Below are 20,396 nucleotides of genomic sequence, written 5' to 3' on the forward strand. Positions count from 1 at the left end.
ATGCTAAAAAAATTGACATATATAACTTTGTTTGCATTGGCACTGACTTCATGCAGTGACACGCTGGACGATATCAATAAAAATCCAAACGCAACCGAAACTCCATTGGCACCTTACCTGTTGACAGGAACCTTAAAACAAGGCGCTGATTTGTACTGGGGAGATGCTAATAACTTTAACTCATCGCTATTGTTTGTTCAGCATTGGGCTAAAATTCAGTATACAGAACCAGACAGATATGACGTATCAAACACTTCTTTCACCTCTTTGTGGAATACCGGATACGCAACTTTGATTACGGATTTGAATACCATCATAAATTTCCCTGCAGATCAGGCCAATTCAAATTATAAAGGAATTGCGCTTACCCTGCGTTCATGGACATTCTTGCTTTTGACAGATGCTTACGGAAGTATTCCGTATAAAGAAGCCGGCTTAAAAGTAACGCCTGCATACAACACTCAAAAAGAAGTATATACAGGATTACTTGAAGATTTAAAACAGGCACAATCTTTATTAAACACAGCAAATGGTACCGTAACGGGAGATTTAGTGTATAAAGGTGATATTGCAAAATGGAAAAAACTGGTAAACTCATTTCGTCTGCGTATCGCATTGAGAATTGCAGACAGAGAACCAGCTTTAGCAAAACAAGCTGCTATTGAGGCAACAAGTGATGCAGCGGGAGTATTGAGCAGTAATAATGATACTTTTAAATTTACGTACACAAGTTCACCGCAGCAAAATCCGGCTTCGGCGTGGTTTGAAACTCGTGATGATTTCCGTATTTCTAAAACATTGGTTGACAAATTAACTGAATTATCTGATCCACGTTTGCCAGTTTATGCTCAATTGCCATCAGATGCAACTGTTGGGAAATATGTAGGAGGAGCAAACGGTTTGTCAAACAGTGATGCCAATAGTCAGGGATTTGCTAAAACATCAAAACCGGGAACTTACTTTTTAACTTCGGCATCGCCTGCGGTAATTGCTTCATATTCTGAAACGTTATTTAATCTTGCAGAAGCCGTAGCTCGTGGTTATATTTCAGGAAACGCAGAACAGCTTTATAATGATGCCATTACTGCCTCTTTCAATCAATTTGGAATTACAAATGCAGCTACGATCTCAACTTACCTGAATCAGACAAGTGTAAAATATGATGCATCGAATTATGCAAAATCAATTGGAACCCAAAAATGGATTGCTTTCTACGGACAAGGTCTTGATGCATTTACAGAATGGAGAAGATTGGATTATCCGGTATTAACGGCTGGTCCTGCAACAGTTTTAGACGGGCAGTTACCTTCTCGTTTCTTCTACCCGGGTACAGAACAATCGTTAAACGGAGTTAGTTACCAAGCTGCAATCGCGGCACAAGGAAAAGATTTGCTTACAACCAAATTATGGTTTGATGTAAAATAAATTGATAACGTGATTCTAAACTGAATTGCGAATAGAATAATAAGGCTGTTTCTAATTTAGAAACAGCCTTATTCGTTTATACATTCCATAGAACATTTCGTTTGCAAGTAAGATTGAAGCTGCAGGATCTGCTGCACCATCAGGATGTCCTTATCATAAAAATTGATTTTTTTAGATTTCGCAATTTTTGTCTTAAAAAAGACCCGGAAAAAGTCTGCTTTCTAAACAAGCGGGCTTTTTTATGAGATTTCTTTATAAAAATAACAAAAAAGAATCTGCTATTTTTGACGAAATTGCCTTTTTTTAACGACAAAAGGCTGAAAAAAAAACATGCTAATTGTCATGTTTTCAAATAATTATAATATATTTAACACATCAAACATGGGAATTGTGTAAAATTTGTGCATAATTTTGCAACGTCAAGAAATCTTGATAAAGGTCCCAAACCTCTTAAACTTAATTTATTGTCTTTGTATGAGAATATTTTTTATTGCACTGCTTCTTTCTTTAAGTTCGTTTACAACCTACAACATAACGGACAAAAGAGCCATCTTAACAGAACTTGAACTTTCAAGACTTAATGAGCATGTAAGTGAGATTAAATCCTTTACATCATCAAGCAATGGTTACAGCAAGAAAATCGCTTTTCTTGTAGATATGAAAATCAAATCAGGTAAAAACCGTTTCTTTGTATACGATCTTGAAAACAACCAAATTATCGATCAGGGACTTGTTGCACACGGTTCTGGATCAGAGACGGGAATAAAAGGAGATATTCTTCAGTTTAGTAACGCGCCTAACTCTAACTGCACAGCATTAGGACGTTATTCTATCGAGAAATCATATAAAGGAGTTTTCGGAAAAGCATTCAGATTAATTGGATTAGATCAAACCAACAACAATGCTTTAAAAAGAGCGATAGTTTTACACTGTTACAAAGAAGTTCCGGATGAAGAAAAAGAATACTACATCTTAAACAGCCACGGCTGCCCAATGGTGAGTGAAAATTTCTTAAAAAGACTGACAAAAATTATAGAAAGTTCTGATTCTAAAATTATGCTTTCGGTTTATTACTAAATCAAAAATATAATTAACAATATAAAAAGGGCCGCATCAAAGTTGATACGGCCCTTTTCTATTTTATACAATTCATTGTTCCGTAGGAACATTTCGTTGGTAGAAAAATTATATTATTAGCATTGTTTTACGTTCCGTAGGAACGTTTGGCTTCAATATTATTTTTTAACAATCTAAAATTTCAAACGTTCCTGCGGAACGCAAACTGAATCAATTGCTTTTTTCTACCGACGAAACATTCCTACGAAATGATAATCATACTGTTTATTTGCCTACAAAGTGGTGATTTTTAAAGAACTTGCTTTATCATTAAAATTACTTAAACAGCTGTTGTTTGCAGTTATTTCTACAGATGATCCGTTAAAATTATCATCCTGGTACATTGTAATTTTATAGCCGTTTTCTAAACGTACAGACGATAAATCATCATTTGCTATACCGTATGATTTTAATTGCGCTAATGTGTAATTACCAGCTGGCAGCGCAATTGCATAACCCGTATAATTGCAATTTTGATAAACTGTTACAACACCTCCTGCAGAAGCATTGTATTTATTATCAACATAAGTGCGTGAAAAATTTCCAACACCATCAAAGTAATTATCAGCCAGTTTTGCCGGATCTGTAGCAAATTCGCCGCCCTGAACAACTGCATCATCTCCATCATTCCATGCCCATGGCGCATTGGCACCGCCGGTTTTAAAATCATTTCCTTTAAATCCTCCGCCCGGACTAGAAAACAATTCAGTATTAAATCGCTGATCCCATAATCCTCCTGCTTCAAAAATATCAACCAGTTTATATTCGACATAATTATCGTAATTATCAGATGGAATTTGCGCCGTTCCGTTTGGTGATGGATAATAAATAATTCCGTCTCCATCTATATCATGCTGAGGCCACGCTTTTAGACTGTGTCCTTTAGAATCCTGAGCCGTAACAGGATGCATTTCTCCGTTAAAATCTCTCATTTGCAAAGTTCCGTCCACGCTTTCCAATCCGCTTACAAAAGAACTTCCTGACGTTGTATAAGAAAAGAAATCAGAATGACTTACAGTAACCGCACCTTTTAAAGAACCGTAATTAGAACCGTCTTTTTCAACAATCATCAATACACCTTCTAAATCATTTTCATGCTGATCTAAACTATATAAAAACGGATTATCTGTCCAGTCTCTTGGATGGAAGAAAGCATATGTAATAAACCAGTGCGTTTTTGATTCGACAATCGAATAATAGCAATGCGCCGCCAAAGAATTGGCATAAACAGGAACATTATTCCAGTTGTTTTCACCATTCCAGTCATTATCATAAGTAATAGCACTGATGTAATCAGATTTTCCACCTTCAGCATAAGTTCCTGTAGCGTCTACATCCTGATAATGAATTGGAGCCCATCTTCTTGCTAAATCAGAACTTACAGCAGCACTCATTTTTTTGAAATTTTGTTCTTTGGCTTTGGCAGTAGTTTCTACGTCATCTAATGTTGTGTCCTGACATGAAAACGTCATGGCCGACAGCATAATAATTAAGGTTTTGGTAAACCTCATTTTTCGATTTTGTTTTTTCATAATTCTAGTTTTAATTGTTTATAACCTATTTAAATTCAATGATTTTGATAAATTATATCGTAACGATAATCAACCCGGACATAAAAAATAATCATCAGAAACAGCGTTCTGATTTCTAAAATCGTATCGATAAAATGTGCTGTTTTTTTGAATTATAATTCTTACTGTATGTAAGTACCTTAAAAGAGAAATCGTACTATTTGACAATATTATAATACCGTTAATAAAAAGTTAATAGGAAAAAGTGGATTTTTTACTGTTGCAAAAACAGCTTGAAATAGCGATGCACGCTCAATACCTATCACGTTTTTATTGCAGATCTGTTTTGAAAGATGTTAATAGTAAATTAAATTATAGTTAACAGACCTCTTTATTTATAAACTATAATAATTAATGTTGATATTTACCGGTATAGCTGGTAAGCAAAAATCAATTAATTCTATTATTTAAGTATTTTTTAAAAGTGCAGAACTATCTTATTCCTTCAGAAATATCATGGCTTTCTTTCAATAATTGCATTTTAGATGAAGCCGAAGACGTACAGAATTCCTTATTCGACAGAATAAAATTTTTAGCGATTCATTCTTCCAATTTAGATGAGTTTTTCAGAGTTAAAATAAATAAGCTTCTTAAAAAGAATACCAAGAAAAATAATGACTTATTGGCTCAAATTTTAAAGGAAGTAAACCTGCAGCAAAATAAATTCGGAAAAATCTGGAATCATTTAATTCTGCCAGAATTAGAAGAAAATAATATTATTTATTACGAAAATCAGGAAATACAGCCGGAACATTTAAACGAGATCGAATATTATTTCAAAAGCATCATTCTCTCTTATATTCAGGTAGTTTATATTACAATAAATCAGCCTCGAACTTATTTTTTAAATAACAGAAGTCTGTATTTTTTGGTAAAACTAAAAGACAGAAAAGGAAATTATAATTATGCCTACCTAAATATTCCGTCAGATAAACTGGAGCGTTTTAAAGCTTTGGAAAGTTTAGAGAACAAACATTATATCATTTCAATTGATACCATAATCAAGAGATGTTTATCATTTGTATTCCCAACAGAAAAAGTTATTTCCTGTAATGCCATCAAATTAAACCGAGATGAAAATTACCTGATCGAAGACGAAAATTCCGGAGATTTAATTGCAAAAATTGAAGCAAAAGTAGAAGAACGAAAACGCGGTTCGGCAACAAGATTTCTATATGATTCAAATATGGATTCAGATTCGGTTTTGATATGCAAAAAAGCATTCAAACTGCACAATAATGAAATGATAAAAGGAGGCAGTCACCATAATTTCTACGATTTATTCAAGTTTCCAAATCCTGTAAAACCAAAACTTCAGGGAATATCCTATCCGGGACTTCGACATGAGCCTTTTGAAAACGGGAAATCTATTTTTGATATCATAAAAAAAGAAAATCAGCTGCTGCAATTTCCGTATCAGTCGTATTACTATGTGCTTCAGTTTTTTAATCAGGCCGCCATCAATAAAAATGTTACCGAAATAAAAATTACTTTATACCGTATTTCTTCTCAATCGCTGATTGCAAATGCTTTGATAAGTGCCGCAAAAAACGGAAAAAAAGTTACCGTTTTTGTTGAAGTTAAAGCCCGTTTTGATGAATACAATAATTTATTCTGGGCAAAAGAAATGAAAAACGCCGGCATAAAAATAATTCACAGTCTGCCCAACCTAAAAGTACACGCCAAAGCTGCTATGATTACTATGAAAGACAAATACGATAACAAACATCATTTTGGATATTTGTCTACAGGAAATTTTAATGAAAATACAGCCAGTGTTTATTCAGATTTTGGTTTTTTTACGGCAGAAAGTAAATACACAAATGATTTAAAAAAGGTTTTTGCCTTCTTAAAAACCAAGAAAAAAGGAGCAAAACCCAAGCATATTCTGGCTGCCGGTTTTAATATGAAAGAAAAACTGCTTGAGTTAATCGATACTGAAATAAAAAATAAAAAAGCTGGAAAAACAGCTTCAATATTTTTAAAAATTAACGGCTTAGACGAGAAAGATATAATAGACAAACTTATTGAAGCAAGCAATGCCGATGTTGAAATAACTATAATTGTTCGGGGAATTTGTACTCTTTTGCCGGGAATTAAAAATATATCTGAAAATATAAAAATGTACCGCCTTGTAGACATGTTTTTAGAACATTCAAGAATTTATAAATTTGGAAACAACGGCAAAGAAAAAATCTATTTATCATCTGCTGATATGTTAAGCAGAAATTTAAACAGAAGAATAGAAGTGGCTTTTCCAATTCATGATGAAAAACATATTGAAGAAATAAATAAAGTAATTGAGCTGCAATTAGCAGACAATACAAAAAAGAGAATTATAAATAGTGAAGGATTTAACGAATTAGAATTTCCAGATGAGGCGCCAAGACGCGCGCAGTTGGAAATTTACAATTGGATTGCCCAAAATAACGCATAATTTGTCGATTCAATTTTAAGAAAAACTGCAGTTAATTTCTATTCGCTTCATTAGCCTGTCTGATTGCTTTTGAATCGGTTAGATTAAAGCGATACACAAAACTTAAACGATATCTGGCCGCATTTGGAATACTGTTGTCTTTTATAACATAATCAGTTCCGGTTGTAATGCTTTTGTTTTGACGCAGATTAAAAGCATTGGTAACATCAAAAACGATTGTAGCTTTATCTTTGAGAAGCAGTTTACTGAGCCCAAAATCAATAGACTGCAAGGCCTCATTAGTAGTTTGGGCATTGCGTTTTGCTCCGCGAAAATTATAACGCCCCTGAAAACTAAATTTTGAAGGCAATTTGATTTGTGTACTTAAACGTGCGGTAAAGTTGTCGCTGCTATAATCGAGATTATTTCCCATGTAATTTCCTTTTTGTTTAAAACGATAAAAATTCATTTCGGCATTAACCTGCAGCCATTTCATCGGATTGTATAAAGTTGATAATTCGATTCCGCTTCGAATTTCATAATCAATATTGATAGGCATTGTCAGAAATATATCGTCCTGACGAAAGGTATAATCCTGAATATAACCTTTTTCATACTGATAATAAACAGACGGATTAAAAGTAAATGTTTTCCAGGTTTTAAGAAACGCCATTTCAAACGCATCTGTATAAGAAGGATTTAAGTCCGGATTTCCAATATATTGTGCATTTAAGTCTGTAACCTCATTAAAAGGGTATATGGCATATAAAGAAGGACGTCTGATGCGTTTACTGTAATTTAACTGCAAAGTCGAAGCATCAAACTTATAACTCAAATTCACAGTAGGAAATAGTTTATTGTAGTTTTTCTGGTCGTTGTAAGTATTATTCAAATCATTGATCGATATGTTTGTAAATTCACCTCTAAGTCCTAGCATATAATTGAATGCCTTGATTTTATCACTAAATTGTACATAAGCGCCGGTTATGGTTTCGCTATAATCTAAATCATTATCAATGTTTTGGTAAATAATCCAGTCATCATCCTGTTGTTCTTCTGCCAAATAATCGCTTGAAACTTTTCTGATTTCGGTTTTAATTCCAAATTCTAAATTAGAAACGCTGTCTAAAGGCTGTACAAAATCACTTTTAGCAAGAAAGTCTTTGCTGTTTCCTGTTGATCTTGTCCTGATTCCCGGATAAACTAACGGATCTGGAGATAAACGTTGTGTAGAAAGATCCCATTTTTTATCGCTGTTCCACCAGTCATATTGAACGTCGATTGTCCACTTTTTTGCAGCCTTTTTGAATGTTCGGGTATAATTAAATTCAAACTGACTGTAATCCCTTTTTTCTAATGATTTTCCGTGTCTTTTCAAAATACTGTCAGATGCAGCATTGTTAGAATCACTTCTGTAATTGTAAATTAAATCTGTTTTATCATTATCGTGAGTTGCGTTCTTTAAAAAAGCCGCCGTTATGGTTTCGTGTTCATTAATAAAATAATCAGCACCCAGATAAAGAAGTTTGCCATCGTCGTGGCGGTCTTCATTCTGAACACGGTCCATAAAATTAGGAGAACTAGTAATATTAGTCGATTGATTGGTTGTATATAAGCCTTCATAATCGCTTGAACGGATACTGAAATTAGAAAAAATATTGATTTTGTTTGATTTAAAATTAATGCTCGGATTAAGACGACTGTCATTTGGCGAACCTGCAACCAGTCGTACCTGCCCGCTAAAACCGCTTTTTTTGTTTTTTTTCAATATGATATTGATAATACCTGCCGAACCTGCAGCATCATAGCGTGAAGACGGATTGGTAATAACTTCGATTCGTTCAATCTGGTCGGCAGCAATTTGGTCAAGAGCATTGTTTTGAGTAAGTCCGGATTGTCTGCCGTTAATTAAAACCAAAACATTACTGTTGCCTCGCAGACTTATTCCTCCGGCGGGACTAACAGCTACAGAAGGAACACCATTCAGGACATCATGCGCAGAACCATTTTGTGAAAGTACATCTTTGCCCACTTCAAAAACTTTTTTATCCAGTTTTAGGCTGATATTGGGTTTTTGCCCGTTTATTTCCACGGTTTTTAATTGCACAGCGTCGTTAATTAAATTAATAGTTCCCAGTTCAATTTTGTTTTTTTCAGATTTGATTTCTAATGGCTGTACCAAATTTTGATAGCCTACATAACTAAAAGAAATACTCATTTGTTGGTTTAAAACTCCTTCAAGAGAAAAAATACCCCGATCATCGGTCACACCCGCAGTTACTGTTTTTAAAGCATTATCCAAGATTGATACCGTTACATAAGGCAATACTTCTTTGGTGTTATGATCCTGAACTTTTCCGGAAATAACCGTTTTTTGAGCCATGCCAAACATCGGAATAAATAAAAGTAAAATACTGATTATTAGATTTTTCATATTTGATTGATTTTGTAGTACAAGATTAGCTGATAAAATAAAGTACTGCTCCTTAAAACATGCAAACGGCTCTGTGGACTTCTCAAATGCATTTCTCAAATCGATATTTATTTTATCTTTATCTTATGTATAAATCTGTCTTTTTTACCGTTTTGTTACTTTTAATGTTTACCTCGTGTAAGCAGTATAATGAGTATGTTAAATCAGATGTAATCTATGAGACAGATTACGATCATCAGCTGTATAAACCCAGTAAATTTCCAACATCAATATTTAAATATCAGGCAGAAATTGACATACAAAAACTTGAAAATAGTTCAGAATCACTAGGGCTTCAGGTTCATGGTTTTGGTGCTTTTGATGTTTATTGGGATAGCGTTTATGTGGGCAGAAATGGGCAAATGGCAAAACAAGGAAATCGCGAAGTGCCAGGAACAGAAACGACTTATTACCAAATTCCAAAGAAACTTTCAAATGTTGGAAAACACGTTGTTACTTTAATTGGCACACGATTTTACTGTCGGGATTCAGATCGTGAATTTCATTTAAAACTAAAGAGTTATCTCCTGCTTCATAGAGCGCCGCTTATCGTATTATCTTTTATGAATTTAATGGCTGGAGCTTATCTCATTGCTGCAGTTTATTATTTCTTTCTCTACATAAACAGCTCAAGAAAAGAATTATCGGTTTTGTTTTTCGGGATAATCTGCCTGCTTTTCTTCTGTTTATTGATTATGGAATATGTAAAGTATTACGTTGATATTCCGTACAACCATTTTTATACCCGCTTAAAAATTATTGGCTGGATGACTTTTGTTATTTCAATACTGGTACCCTGGTATTTTATGCTTCAGTTTCAATTTAAAAGAAAGAAATTGTTTTTGTTTCTTTTGTTTATCAGTCTATTAACAATTTATATTGTTTTTTATGGACAGTTTGATCGTTCAGCAGCTTATTTTACACTTACAGCACGGTTTTTCTCTATCGTTATTGCTATAGATGCGGCAGTTAGAAAAACAAAAGGCGGACTTATTGTTGCAGCGGGTTTACTGGCGGGTGTCGCCGTAAACTATTTTATGTTTTATGATTTTGGTTTGTTTATTGCCTTTACAATTCTCGTATTATGCATGCTTTATCTGCATACCATACGAACAAAAGCTATAGAAGAAGCACATAATGCATCATTGCTGTTGTCTTCGAGATTACAATTAGAATTGATAAAGAAAAATATTCAGCCGCATTTTCTTCGCAATACTTTAACCTCATTAATAGACTGGATTGAAGAATCTCCAAAAGATGGTGTGGTTTTTATTCGTGCCCTGGCAGAAGAATTTGATATTATGAATGATATTGCAGAAGACACGCTTATTCCTATCAGGCAAGAAATTGATTTGTGCCGAAGACATTTAGAAGTAATGTCTTTTCGTAAAGAAATTTGTTATGAATGGAAAGAAGAAGGAATTGATGAAAATGAAACGATTCCGCCCGCAGTTTTTCATACCATTATTGAAAACGGAATTACACACAGTCTTTCTCCAAAACAAGGCTGTATTGTTTTCTGTTTGAGTTTTACCAGAGAAAAACAATTCAAAGAATATACGTTACTGACTTTAGCGCAAAACCGACAAACAAAAAAGAACGGGCGAGTAGGAACGGGGTTTAAATACATCAAAGCGAGACTAACAGAAAGTTACGGTACAAATTGGTCTTTCGATTCTCATTCTGTAGAAAAGGGATGGGAAACCACGATTAAAATTTTTGATAAAAAATGAAGATACTCATAATTGAAGATGAAGCCCGTATTGCAAAAAGAACCGAAAGAATGACACGCGATTTTTTTGATAAAGACGTAGAGATTTTACTTTCTGATTCTCTTGAAAACGGATTAATCACTCTTGAAAAACATTCTATTGATCTGCTTTTGTTAGACCTAAACCTAAACGGAGAAGACGGATTCGAAATTCTGCAGACTTTTGTTGCAGGACCTTTTCAAACTATTATAATTTCGGCATATACAGACAAAGCGATTACAGCATTCAATTACGGAGTGCTCGATTTTGTGCCGAAACCTTTTGATGAAACCCGATTATTTCAGGCTTTTACGCGTTATACAACATCAGGAAAACAATCTGGCGGTGATGTTCGCTTTTTGGCAGTAAGAAAAGCGAAAACCTTTCGGCTTGTACCCATAAGTGAAATTTTATACATAAAAGGAGCAGGAATTTATACCGAATTACATCTGATAAATAATAAAATTGAACTACACGATAAATCACTCGAAGCTTTAGAAAAACTCCTTCCGGAAACTTTCGAACGAATACATAAATCCTATATTCTCTGCTGGGAACAAGCCGATAAAATAGTTGTAGAAGCAGGAGGAAAGTACAGTATGCAGTTAAAGAATGGTGATTTACTGCCTATTGGACGTTCTAAGTATAAGGAGATAAAACATAAATTTTTATGATAAATAGATAAAAAATAAAAACAAATATTCAGCTTATTTTACTTCTCATTTTGAAATACCTTCTTCTCATTTTGATAGGTATTAGAATATTTCTTAAATATTGTTTATGTGTTAACTTATTGATAGTTAGTGGTTTGTTTGGTTTTTAATTCTTTTGGCATATACTTTGGCTTTTAGAACCAAAATCAAAACAAAAAAATCAAATGAAAACAAATAAAACAAGAAGCCGGAAAATTACAAAACAATATGTATCTGCTAAATCTATAAAGAATAAAGACAGGCTTATCAATGTAATGGTGTTTAGCATTGTCTTTTTTATTGCCATTTTACTGATTTCTCAAATTGTATAAAATCTCCTAAAAAGTTTTATTCATCAACTAATGCCTTCAAACAATTATGAAAATCATAAATCCTATAATTAATCCTGATATAAACCTCAGTAAAAAAAGTTTCTTTTCGGTTTTGCCTCGAAATAAAGCAGAAGTTTCATCTGTACAAGAAACCGAAACGCCAATTGAGTTTACAATAGAAAAAGCCCGATCTGTTCATACGTACTGGATCAGGCAAATTTGCGAAGTAACCTTATCATCAGCCATTGCAAGAGGAACCGGCATCTCTAAACGTTCACCTGAATTGCTTGAAACTAAAATGAATAGAGGAGAAGCCATAATCGCTTTTGCTTCTGACGGAAGATGGGCTGGTTTTTCTTTTATTTCTTCCTGGGATGACGGACGTTTTGTTTCAAATTCGGGGTTAATTGTAGCGCCGGAATTCCGTCATACGGGTCTTGCAAAAAAAATTAAAACCAAAATATTTGAATTGAGTCGTGAAAAATATCCCAAAGCCAAAATATTCAGTTTAACTTCTGGTCTTGCAGTAATGAAAATGAATCATGAACTGGGATTTGAACCCGTTACCTTTTCAGAATTGCCTCAGGATGAATTGTTTTGGGAAAGCTGTAAATCATGTGTAAATTGTTCAATACTAATGAGCAAAGAAAGAAAAAATTGTTTGTGCACTGCCATGCTTTATGATCCTGAATCACAAAAGGCTATTTCCACACTTAAGACAGCTCCTCATTAGTATTTATTGAGAGCTATTGGGGGAATTAATTTTAACACATAGAAACATAGATTTTTTATTTATTTCTAAAAGAGTTTAAAAAGAAACCAGTTTCTAACACATAGCTATGTTTTTTAAAATAAGTGAAACGTCTTTTTAGACTATAAAATTCTATGTTTCTATGTGTTTAAAATAATTAAACCGAGCAAATTATTGATATTATTCACGAATAGAAGTTTTATCTTCTAAAGTCATTTTCGCAATTTCATCTTTACGTTTAAAAGTCACGCCATTATGTTTTTTAATGTATTCTAATAAATCAGATGTCATTTTAACCATTTGCGGAGTACCGCCAATTCGGTCATGAAAACTTATCGAAAGTTGTCTGCGTTTAAATTCACTTTCGGCATAAAGCTGATCAAATTCAGCTTTTACCTGATTAAAAAATTGATCTGAAGAAAAGTGTTTTCCTTCAATCAAAACAATATCATTACAGCGAATAGTATAAGGTACAACTGTAAAGTCTTTTTTATTGACCTGAATAATAAAAGGTTCATCACGGCTTAAATCGTCGATATGATACGTAAAACCCAATTCCTGAAGGATTTTCAAGGTATTTTCACCACGTCGAAGCCAGTTAGCATTATAACCAACAGCCGTAAAACCCGTAACACTTTTTATAGCGTCGACTCCGGCTTTAATGAATTTTTTTTCTTCTTCGTAAGGCATAGCGTATTGCGAACTCCAGTTCATACCGTGAGCAGCCGCTTCGTGTCCGCGCTGTACAATTTCTTTTGCCAGCTGCGGATTTTGCAAAACTGCAGAACCGACCATGTGCGAAGTAACTTTAATTCCGTGTTTGTCCCAGTTATCCAGCATTCTCGGAATTCCTTCTTTATAACCGTATTGATACCAGGTTTCAGCAGGAAAATCATTGTAGCCTTTCTGCATGTTTTGCGGAAACGGACTTTCAGCATTTTGCGGCTGACCTCCGGCTTCAAACTGCATAGAAACCGAAACCACTAATCGCGAACCATCTAACCATTTATTTTGTGTTTCTAATTCCATTTTTTCTTTTTTTATCGAATTCGAAAATGTATCAACAGGATTTGCCATCACCGCAGCGCCTGTTAAACCAGCCATTTTTATAAAATCTCTTCTTGTTGTCATTTCGTATATTTTTAAACATTTATTAAAATTTTATGAATTGCCTCCAGCTTTAGCTGGATGTCTCCAGTAATAAAAAAGAAAGGCTTTAGCCCAATATGTGGTTTTGGCTAAAGCCAATTTTTTATTCTGTTTTTTAACCTCCAGCTAAAGCTGAAGGCAATTCAAAAGGAGATGTTTTTCTTGCGTTTATTTTTGATTATCATAAACTTAAAAACAAGAATACATTTCTTTTACATAATCCCAATAACACTTTACGTTGATATTTTTTAGTTTCACGCAGATTGGGCAGATTTGAGCAGATTAAATATTTTTGATCTGTGTTTATCTGCTTAAATCATTTTAAATCTGCGTGAAATAATTCTAAAAATTATGCTTAAAACTTAATCTGCGCTGTAACTCCGGTAAAAAACATATTTTTTCCGGTTCCAGCCGCTTTAAGGAAATCTCCGGCTTTAAACCAGGTAGCTTCAACTCTAAAATAGAGATATTGATTTGGCGTGTAGATAATTTCACTTTCTAATTGTTTTCCAATTTCCTTGGCATCGGTTGCATCGCCCGGATAAATCATAATCGTGTTCGGACCATAAATTCCGTCTTCGCTGCTGTATCTCCAAAACATATCATAATCAATTTCCCACTCAATATTTTTGGCCAGTTCAAGGCTTATCGAAGGATGAAAATCTACCAAATTTGAAGGTCCGATAACAGAAGCCAGTCCAAAATAAGCACCTCTTGGAAATAGTGGATTAAAGGTATTTAAATTACTGTCGCCATTGGTTTTATCACCGCTGATTAATTCGATTTTAAATCCAAATTCAGGTTTTAAAACCACAGAAGTAAAGCGATAACCTGTATTTAAAGAAACTGTCCATGCTTTAATATCTTTAGAATCAATATTTCCAAATTGATAAACCGCTTCGGCATCATAACGCCATTCATCGTATTTTCCCCAAATTCGTGTCCCGACAGAATGGCGAAGTTCTTTTCCGCTGGCATCATCAAAATTGGCATTTGCCCTTTGATAGCCAAGATAATAAAGGTCGATGTTTTTAATTGCCGGAATTTTATTAATCACAAAATAACTTCCCCAAAACTCTCTATTTTTATTCGACTCATCATCAAAAATGCCGTCTTGTGCCACCACATAATGACTGTAAAATAAATCGGCCCTATAATTATTAAAGCCAAAAATAGTTTTCACGGCATCAAATGACTGACGGTTATTTGGTCCGTCGCGAACGGCAACCAAACGCTGAGAACCGTAACTTAATTCTTGTCTTCCGGCTCTAAAAATCAATTGTTTATTTTTTTCTGAAAGCAGATTAATGTCAATAAAACCCTGATGCACTTCAAGCGGATCGCTGTCAACCGGACTCGGATCGATTCTGCCGTTTGCATTACTGCTTTGTAATTGCACAAATGCCCTGAAATATTTACTGGCATGAAAATCAGCGTGAAGCAGCAAACGGTTTAAAATATAACCGTCGGGATCTTGCGGATCGTCGCCCCATTTTTCATTTTTGGCATAGAAATACTGATATCTGATCTCTCCTCCAAAACTCAAATACGTTTTCCCCGAGGAGGAGAGAGGCAGGTATTTCATGGTTTTATACCAGTTTTTAACCGTATCTTTTTGTAAAACTTCATAATTTTCATCAAAACGCAGAGGCTTAAAATCAGGATAAGACTGCGCGTGAAGCTGAATACAAATAAGAAATAATAGAATAAATTTTTTCATGGCTATTTGCCTAAACTGTTTTTCTTAATATCGTTGTACGCATTTGGAATGTTGAAATTGTAATGAAGCCAGTTAAAAAGTACATAACCTTTGTCAAATTCTTTCATCGTAACAGTGGCTTTAACTTCGTCTAAAGTTTCACCTTTTTTAACGGCTTCTTCAACATTTTTCTTCAAAGCATTTACATAATCAATAGTGTATTTAATTCCTGCTTTGTTCGTGATTCGACCATGACCGGGAACCACAACATCATTGTCGCCCACCATGTCGTATATTTTTTGAAGATTACGAACTGGTTCCAGAAAATAACCGTCAAAAAGCCACGGAATTGTTGGACTTTCGGCAATAAAGGGATTTCCTGCCCATAAAACATTTTTGTCTGAATCTTTTAGAAAAACAAACAAATCTGCCGGAGACTGTGCCGTTCCAACATTTATGATTTCTACAATTTTTCCTCCACCCAAATCCAGTTTTAAACTTTGATTTACGGCAATTGTCAGATCAGCAGGACGATATACACTTTGTTCGATTCCGCGGTCTTTTCCAAAAAGCATGATCATAAATTGTTTGATTCCGTCGTAGTTCTTGGCGAGATTTTCTTTGCAGAATTCGTTTTGTATCAGAATTGTTTCCTTTGGAAGTAAATAATTTCCAAAACAATGATCGCCGTGATCACTTGTGTTTACAGCATATACAATAGGTTTTGGCGTAACAGAACGAATCAGTTTATACAATTGATCGTATAATCTTTTGCTTAACATCGTTTCAATCAACAAAACGCCTTTATCGCCCACAATAAATCCCGCTGAAGTAGCCTGCGGAATTCCTTTTGTAGTTTCAGTTTCGGTTGTCGAAGGTGAAACCGCATAAACATTGTTCGAAATTTTATGCAGCTTCAAAGTCACTTTATTAGCATCCCAAATCGGTACTTCGGGAGGCATCGGAAATTGTGCATAAATTTTTTGTGCCGAAAAAAAAGTAGCAAAAAAAAGTATGATAATTACAAGAGAATTATATCTTTTCATGATTTTATATTTAAGTTTTAAAAAAATTGAGCCACAGATTATGAGGATTAAAAGGATTTTCGCAAATGAGATAAAAAAATCTGCTTAAATCTGCCTAAATCAGTGCCATCTGCGTGTAATTCTCATTTTCATTATTTCTGGTAACCGCCAAAATATTTCACCGGAGACCAATCTGGTATTACAGCAGGAATTTCAGGATTCAGGTCTTTATATTCCGCGGAAGCGTAAACAACTTTACCATTTACAACCGTTAAAACCGATTCGATTTTTCGGATATCATCTGGTTTCAACGAAAAATAATCATCAGAAATAATCGCTAAATCAGCATACATTCCTTTTACCAGCTTTCCTTTTTCTTTTTCTTCACCAGAAAACCAGGCACTTCCGGAAGTATATAATTGCAAAGCCGTGAATTTATCCAAAACCTGATCTTTTGGCCAGAACTGCATTCCGCCTATTGTTTTTCCGGTTAAAAGCCAATGCAATGACATCCACGGATTGTAGGTTGAAATTCGGGTAGCATCGGTTCCCATACCAACCGGAATTCCTAATTCGAGCATTTTTTTGATAGGAGGCAATTGCGTTTTTGGCGCTCCGTATAGTTTGTTGTATAATTCTCCCTGATAATACATTCTAAACTGTACTGCAATTCCGCCACCTAACTTTTTAACACGTTCCAGTTCAGATGGTGTTATAGTTTCAGCATGATCGAAAAACCATCGCAATCCGTTAAACGGAATTTCTTTATTCACTTTTTCAAAAACATTCAGCATTCTGTCGATAGATTCGCCGTAAGTCGCATGAAGTCTGAAAGGCCATTTGTTTTTAGCCAATAATCGAATAATGGGTTCTAAATCCGTTTCCATTTCATCAGATAAAACAATTCTCGGCTCAAGGAAATTTTCAAAGTCAGCAGCAGAAGCCACAATGTTTTCTCCGGCGCCTTCTTCAACATAACCATTTGGCACTATCAGATTATCGTTTTTGTTGATTTGAGTTGTCGCAACCCATTTTTCATAATCTTGTAATTCTTTGCCTTTTTGCTGTGCAAATAAGTAGTACGAAATTCTTAGACTCAGTTTGTTTTGCTTCGCCAGTTCTAAAGAAGTCACATAATCAGCAGGAAAGTTTTGACTTCCGCCCGCAGCGTCAATTATACTCGTAAGTCCGAAACGATTGAGTTCACGATTAAACTGCATCGAACTGTTGATGCGCTCTTCCGGTGTTAATTTGGTAGTTAATCCCAAAGTGGTGTAAATCGCTTTTGGCGTTTCTTTGGCATACATTAAACCTGTTAAGTTTCCGTTAGCATCTTGTTCTAAAAGACTTCCTTCGTATTTGGTGTCTTTGGTATATTTTAAAACTTCGATCCCTTTTTTGTTCAGGAAAGCTTTTCCATATAAATACGTAATAAAAACAGGTTTATCAGGAACTGCAGCGTTGATTTCATCAATTGTAGGCTGTCGTTTTTCTTCAAACTGAAATTCGTTCCATCCGCCAATAACTTTAATCCAAACACCATCTGGCGTTCTGGCGGCTTGTTCTTTCAGCATTTCCATGGCACGTTTTAAGGTTTTTACGCCGTCCCATCGCAATTCTGAATTGTAATTCAAACCTTCGCGAATCACGTGCATGTGGCTGTCATTCAATCCCGGAATTACCGTTTTCCCTTTGGCATCAATTAATTTGGTTTCCGAAGATTTATAAGAAGCCAAAATATTTTTTTCAGACCCGGTGTCCAGAATAATTCCGTCTTTTATTGCAATTGCCTGAACAAACTCTCCTTGTTTCTGCATTGTTGCAATTTTTCCGTTGTAGATAATCAAGTCTGCCTTTTGCTGCGCTTTAGACAAAAGCGCAGTAAAAAACAGAAAAAATAGAATTAACCTTTTCATGATTATTGTTATTTAGCCAAAAAGAAGGCTAGTAAATCTTTTTGTACTTGTGCCGTATTTTCCTGAACCAGCCAGTGTCCGGCACCTGCAATTTTAGACTCAGAAACATTTTCAGCAACCAATTTAGAATGATCTTTAAGGAAAGCAGCCGCGAAATATTCTCCGCCCATTGCCAATAATGGCATTTTTAGTTTTTTCTTAGCAAAAACTAAATTATCTTTTCCGTCCTGATCAAATGCGCCAAACCATTTAAAAGCAGCAGTTGTTCCACCTTCAGTAGCATAAGCTCTGATAAATTCTGCAGATTCTTCGGCAGTAAAAGGATCTTTTACGTGACCTACAACTGGCCAGAAATTCGTTAAGAATTCTTTTTCTTTTCCTTTTACAATATCTCCGGAAGCTGGCCATGCAAAAAATCCAAACCACCATGCAGATCCTTTCACATTAGACCAAACTGGCTCAATTCCTGGTAAAAGTGCATCCATTAAAGCGACTTTTTTTACACTGTCGCCATATTGTGCAGCATAAGCGTAAGCAACCATCAATCCGATATCGTGTCCTGCCAGATTGATATTTTTATATCCAAGCTGATTTACCAGTTCGTGAATATCAGACGCCATAGTTTTTTTATCGTAACCGCTTTCTGGTTTATCAGATTCGCCAACGCCTCGTAAATCTGGAGCGATAACGGTAAAATGTTTTGATAATTCAGGCAGTAAACGATTCCACATGTACCAGTTTTGTCCAAATCCGTGAACTAAAACCAGCGGATCGCCCTGACCGCCAATTACGTAATGAATTTTAATTCCGTTTACGGTTGCTGTGGCGTGTTTAAAATTTGCCGGAGGGTTTGCCGGTGCTGCTTGTGCCGCTTCTGTTGGTGCGCCAGGTTGTGGTTCTGCAGCAGGAGTTTCTTCTGCTTTTTTATTGCAGGAAATTAAAGTCAATAGTAAGATTGCAAAAGCAAAAAATTGAGCCGTTTTGCTCTTAAAGTTTAAAAATGCCCTGTTTAATAAATTCGTTTTCATGATTTTAAAATTTTAATTAGTTAAAAAATAATTGGTTATTATGAATTTTGAGCCGGAAGTTTTTCGATCCAGTTCTGGATAAAAAGAGCGATTTCCTGCCAGCCCGGCTGATTTAATACAAAGTGATTTCTCTCTGTAAAAACCTTGTAATCGGTTATAGAGTTTTTATCTGAGTATTTTTTGTAATTGGAATAGTTAAGTGATTCGGGAATAGTATGATCTATTGATCCGGCAATTAGTAATAAAGGTTTATGCGGTGCATGAAAATCTACTCTTGCTGCAGAAGTTATGGTATCGCGAACAATTAATTTAGATTCCGGAATTGCAAAATCGCAATAGGCTTTTTCCTGCCATTCTTCGGGCATTCCGTTTGTAAAAGCGTATTGCCACTGACCAAAACTCATCATAAATGTTTTTTTAGTCGAAGTAAAAAAGCCAAGCGGTCCCCATCCGGCTTTTAAAAAAGAGAATTTAAAAGTCATAATTCCCTGTGGCGGAACAGAATGTATGGCGATTGCAGAAGCGGCAAGATTACGCTGTAAAAGTATTTGAGCAATGAGCCCGCCAATTGAATGGCCAATTATAATAGGTTTTTGAGGCAGATTTGCAGCAATATTTTCAAAATAAGCTGTTAATTCCGTTAATCTTAATCCGGCGACTTGAGGATCCGGATGGCGTTCGCGAAGCACTTCAACCGGAGCATCTTTGTAAGGCCATGAAGGAGCCAGAGTTTTGAAGCCTTTGCTCTCAAAAAAAACTTTCCATTCATCCCAGCATTTATTACTCACAAATGCACCTGTTATAAAAAGTATTGTAGTAGGGTTTTCAGTCAGCATAATTACCTATTTTAATGTTATGCCAAACTGTAAACTAAAACCGAACCTTTTTTGTAAGTTATTGATTTTTAGTTAATTATAAATTAATGCCAATTTCAAACAAACTATATTTCGTCGGACAACGAAAAATTAGCAACGTAATACCGTTTTTTGAGTTAAGAGTTAAGAGTTATGAGTTTTGAGTTATGAATTATGAATTATGAATTATGAATTATC

The 20,396-nt window shown here is 34.9% G+C and carries 15 protein-coding genes; 7 read left to right on the plus strand and 8 right to left on the minus strand.

Translation table 11 applies throughout. The features are described 5' to 3' along the window. Together ABDW27_RS21860 and ABDW27_RS21865 are read left to right on the plus strand one after the other, a co-directional pair. Window positions 1-1,425: a SusD/RagB family nutrient-binding outer membrane lipoprotein gene (locus ABDW27_RS21860; protein WP_343697843.1), complete on the plus strand. Its 1,425-nt coding sequence runs from the start codon at window positions 1-3 to the stop codon at window positions 1,423-1,425. A 474-nt stretch (window positions 1,426-1,899) separates the two neighbouring features. Further along, the gene (locus tag ABDW27_RS21865) at window positions 1,900-2,502 is read left to right on the plus strand and encodes a murein L,D-transpeptidase catalytic domain-containing protein (protein ID WP_343697844.1); all 603 of its coding nucleotides are present in this window, start codon (window positions 1,900-1,902) and stop codon (window positions 2,500-2,502) included. Between the two features lie 272 nt (window positions 2,503-2,774). Here the strand turns inward: ABDW27_RS21865 and ABDW27_RS21870 are convergent, their stop codons facing one another. Further along, a complete protein-coding gene (locus ABDW27_RS21870; protein ID WP_343697845.1) occupies window positions 2,775-4,073 on the minus strand; it encodes a hypothetical protein in 1,299 nt (432 codons plus the stop codon). A gap of 463 nt (window positions 4,074-4,536) precedes the next feature. Between ABDW27_RS21870 and ppk1 the strand changes: the two genes are divergently transcribed. After that, entirely contained in the window at window positions 4,537-6,549 is a 2,013-nt protein-coding gene (gene ppk1, locus ABDW27_RS21875; protein WP_343697846.1) for a polyphosphate kinase 1, read from the plus strand. Between the two features lie 31 nt (window positions 6,550-6,580). Here ppk1 and ABDW27_RS21880 read toward each other — a convergent pair whose 3' ends face one another. Then, window positions 6,581-8,962, minus strand: a complete 2,382-nt coding sequence (locus tag ABDW27_RS21880) for an outer membrane beta-barrel protein (RefSeq protein ID WP_343697847.1) — start codon at window positions 8,960-8,962, stop codon at window positions 6,581-6,583. Window positions 8,963-9,126: 164 nt separating this feature from the next. On the opposite strand from ABDW27_RS21880, the gene ABDW27_RS21885 reads away from it, so the two are divergent. The 4 genes from ABDW27_RS21885 to ABDW27_RS21900 all read left to right on the plus strand — a co-directional run bounded on the left by ABDW27_RS21885 (window position 9,127) and on the right by ABDW27_RS21900 (window position 12,509). Further along, complete coding sequence (locus ABDW27_RS21885; protein ID WP_343697848.1) at window positions 9,127-10,734, plus strand: histidine kinase; 1,608 nt, start codon at window positions 9,127-9,129, stop codon at window positions 10,732-10,734. Further along, window positions 10,731-11,426: a LytTR family DNA-binding domain-containing protein gene (locus ABDW27_RS21890; protein WP_343697849.1), complete on the plus strand. Its 696-nt coding sequence runs from the start codon at window positions 10,731-10,733 to the stop codon at window positions 11,424-11,426. The genes ABDW27_RS21885 and ABDW27_RS21890 overlap by 4 nt, the downstream gene beginning before the upstream one ends. 203 nt (window positions 11,427-11,629) lie before the next feature. After that, on the plus strand, window positions 11,630-11,776 hold the full coding sequence (locus tag ABDW27_RS21895; RefSeq protein ID WP_343697850.1) for a hypothetical protein: 147 nt from the start codon (window positions 11,630-11,632) through the stop codon (window positions 11,774-11,776). 46 nt (window positions 11,777-11,822) lie between these two features. Continuing rightward, on the plus strand, window positions 11,823-12,509 hold the full coding sequence (locus ABDW27_RS21900) for a GNAT family N-acetyltransferase (RefSeq protein WP_343697851.1): 687 nt from the start codon (window positions 11,823-11,825) through the stop codon (window positions 12,507-12,509). A 198-nt stretch (window positions 12,510-12,707) separates the two neighbouring features. Here ABDW27_RS21900 and ABDW27_RS21905 read toward each other — a convergent pair whose 3' ends face one another. The 6 genes from ABDW27_RS21905 to ABDW27_RS21930 form a co-directional block, all read right to left on the minus strand. Beyond that, window positions 12,708-13,658: a polysaccharide deacetylase family protein gene (locus tag ABDW27_RS21905; RefSeq protein WP_343697852.1), complete on the minus strand. Its 951-nt coding sequence runs from the start codon at window positions 13,656-13,658 to the stop codon at window positions 12,708-12,710. A gap of 373 nt (window positions 13,659-14,031) precedes the next feature. After that, window positions 14,032-15,396, minus strand: a complete 1,365-nt coding sequence (locus ABDW27_RS21910) for an alginate export family protein (protein WP_343697853.1) — start codon at window positions 15,394-15,396, stop codon at window positions 14,032-14,034. A 2-nt stretch (window positions 15,397-15,398) separates the two neighbouring features. After that, window positions 15,399-16,421 carry an MBL fold metallo-hydrolase gene (locus tag ABDW27_RS21915; RefSeq protein WP_343697854.1) on the minus strand — a complete coding sequence of 341 codons (1,023 nt, stop codon included), beginning with the start codon at window positions 16,419-16,421 and terminating at the stop codon, window positions 15,399-15,401. Window positions 16,422-16,552: 131 nt separating this feature from the next. Further along, window positions 16,553-18,316, minus strand: coding sequence for an amidohydrolase (locus tag ABDW27_RS21920; protein ID WP_343697855.1), 1,764 nt, complete (start codon window positions 18,314-18,316; stop codon window positions 16,553-16,555). Between the two features lie 8 nt (window positions 18,317-18,324). Beyond that, complete coding sequence (locus ABDW27_RS21925; RefSeq protein ID WP_343697856.1) at window positions 18,325-19,344, minus strand: alpha/beta hydrolase; 1,020 nt, start codon at window positions 19,342-19,344, stop codon at window positions 18,325-18,327. Window positions 19,345-19,382: 38 nt separating this feature from the next. Next, entirely contained in the window at window positions 19,383-20,180 is a 798-nt protein-coding gene (locus ABDW27_RS21930) for an alpha/beta hydrolase (protein ID WP_343697857.1), read from the minus strand. Window positions 20,181-20,396 lie beyond the last annotated feature (216 nt).

It is taken from the genome of Flavobacterium sp. (genome assembly GCF_039595935.1).
Classification (GTDB): Bacteria; Bacteroidota; Bacteroidia; order Flavobacteriales; family Flavobacteriaceae; genus Flavobacterium.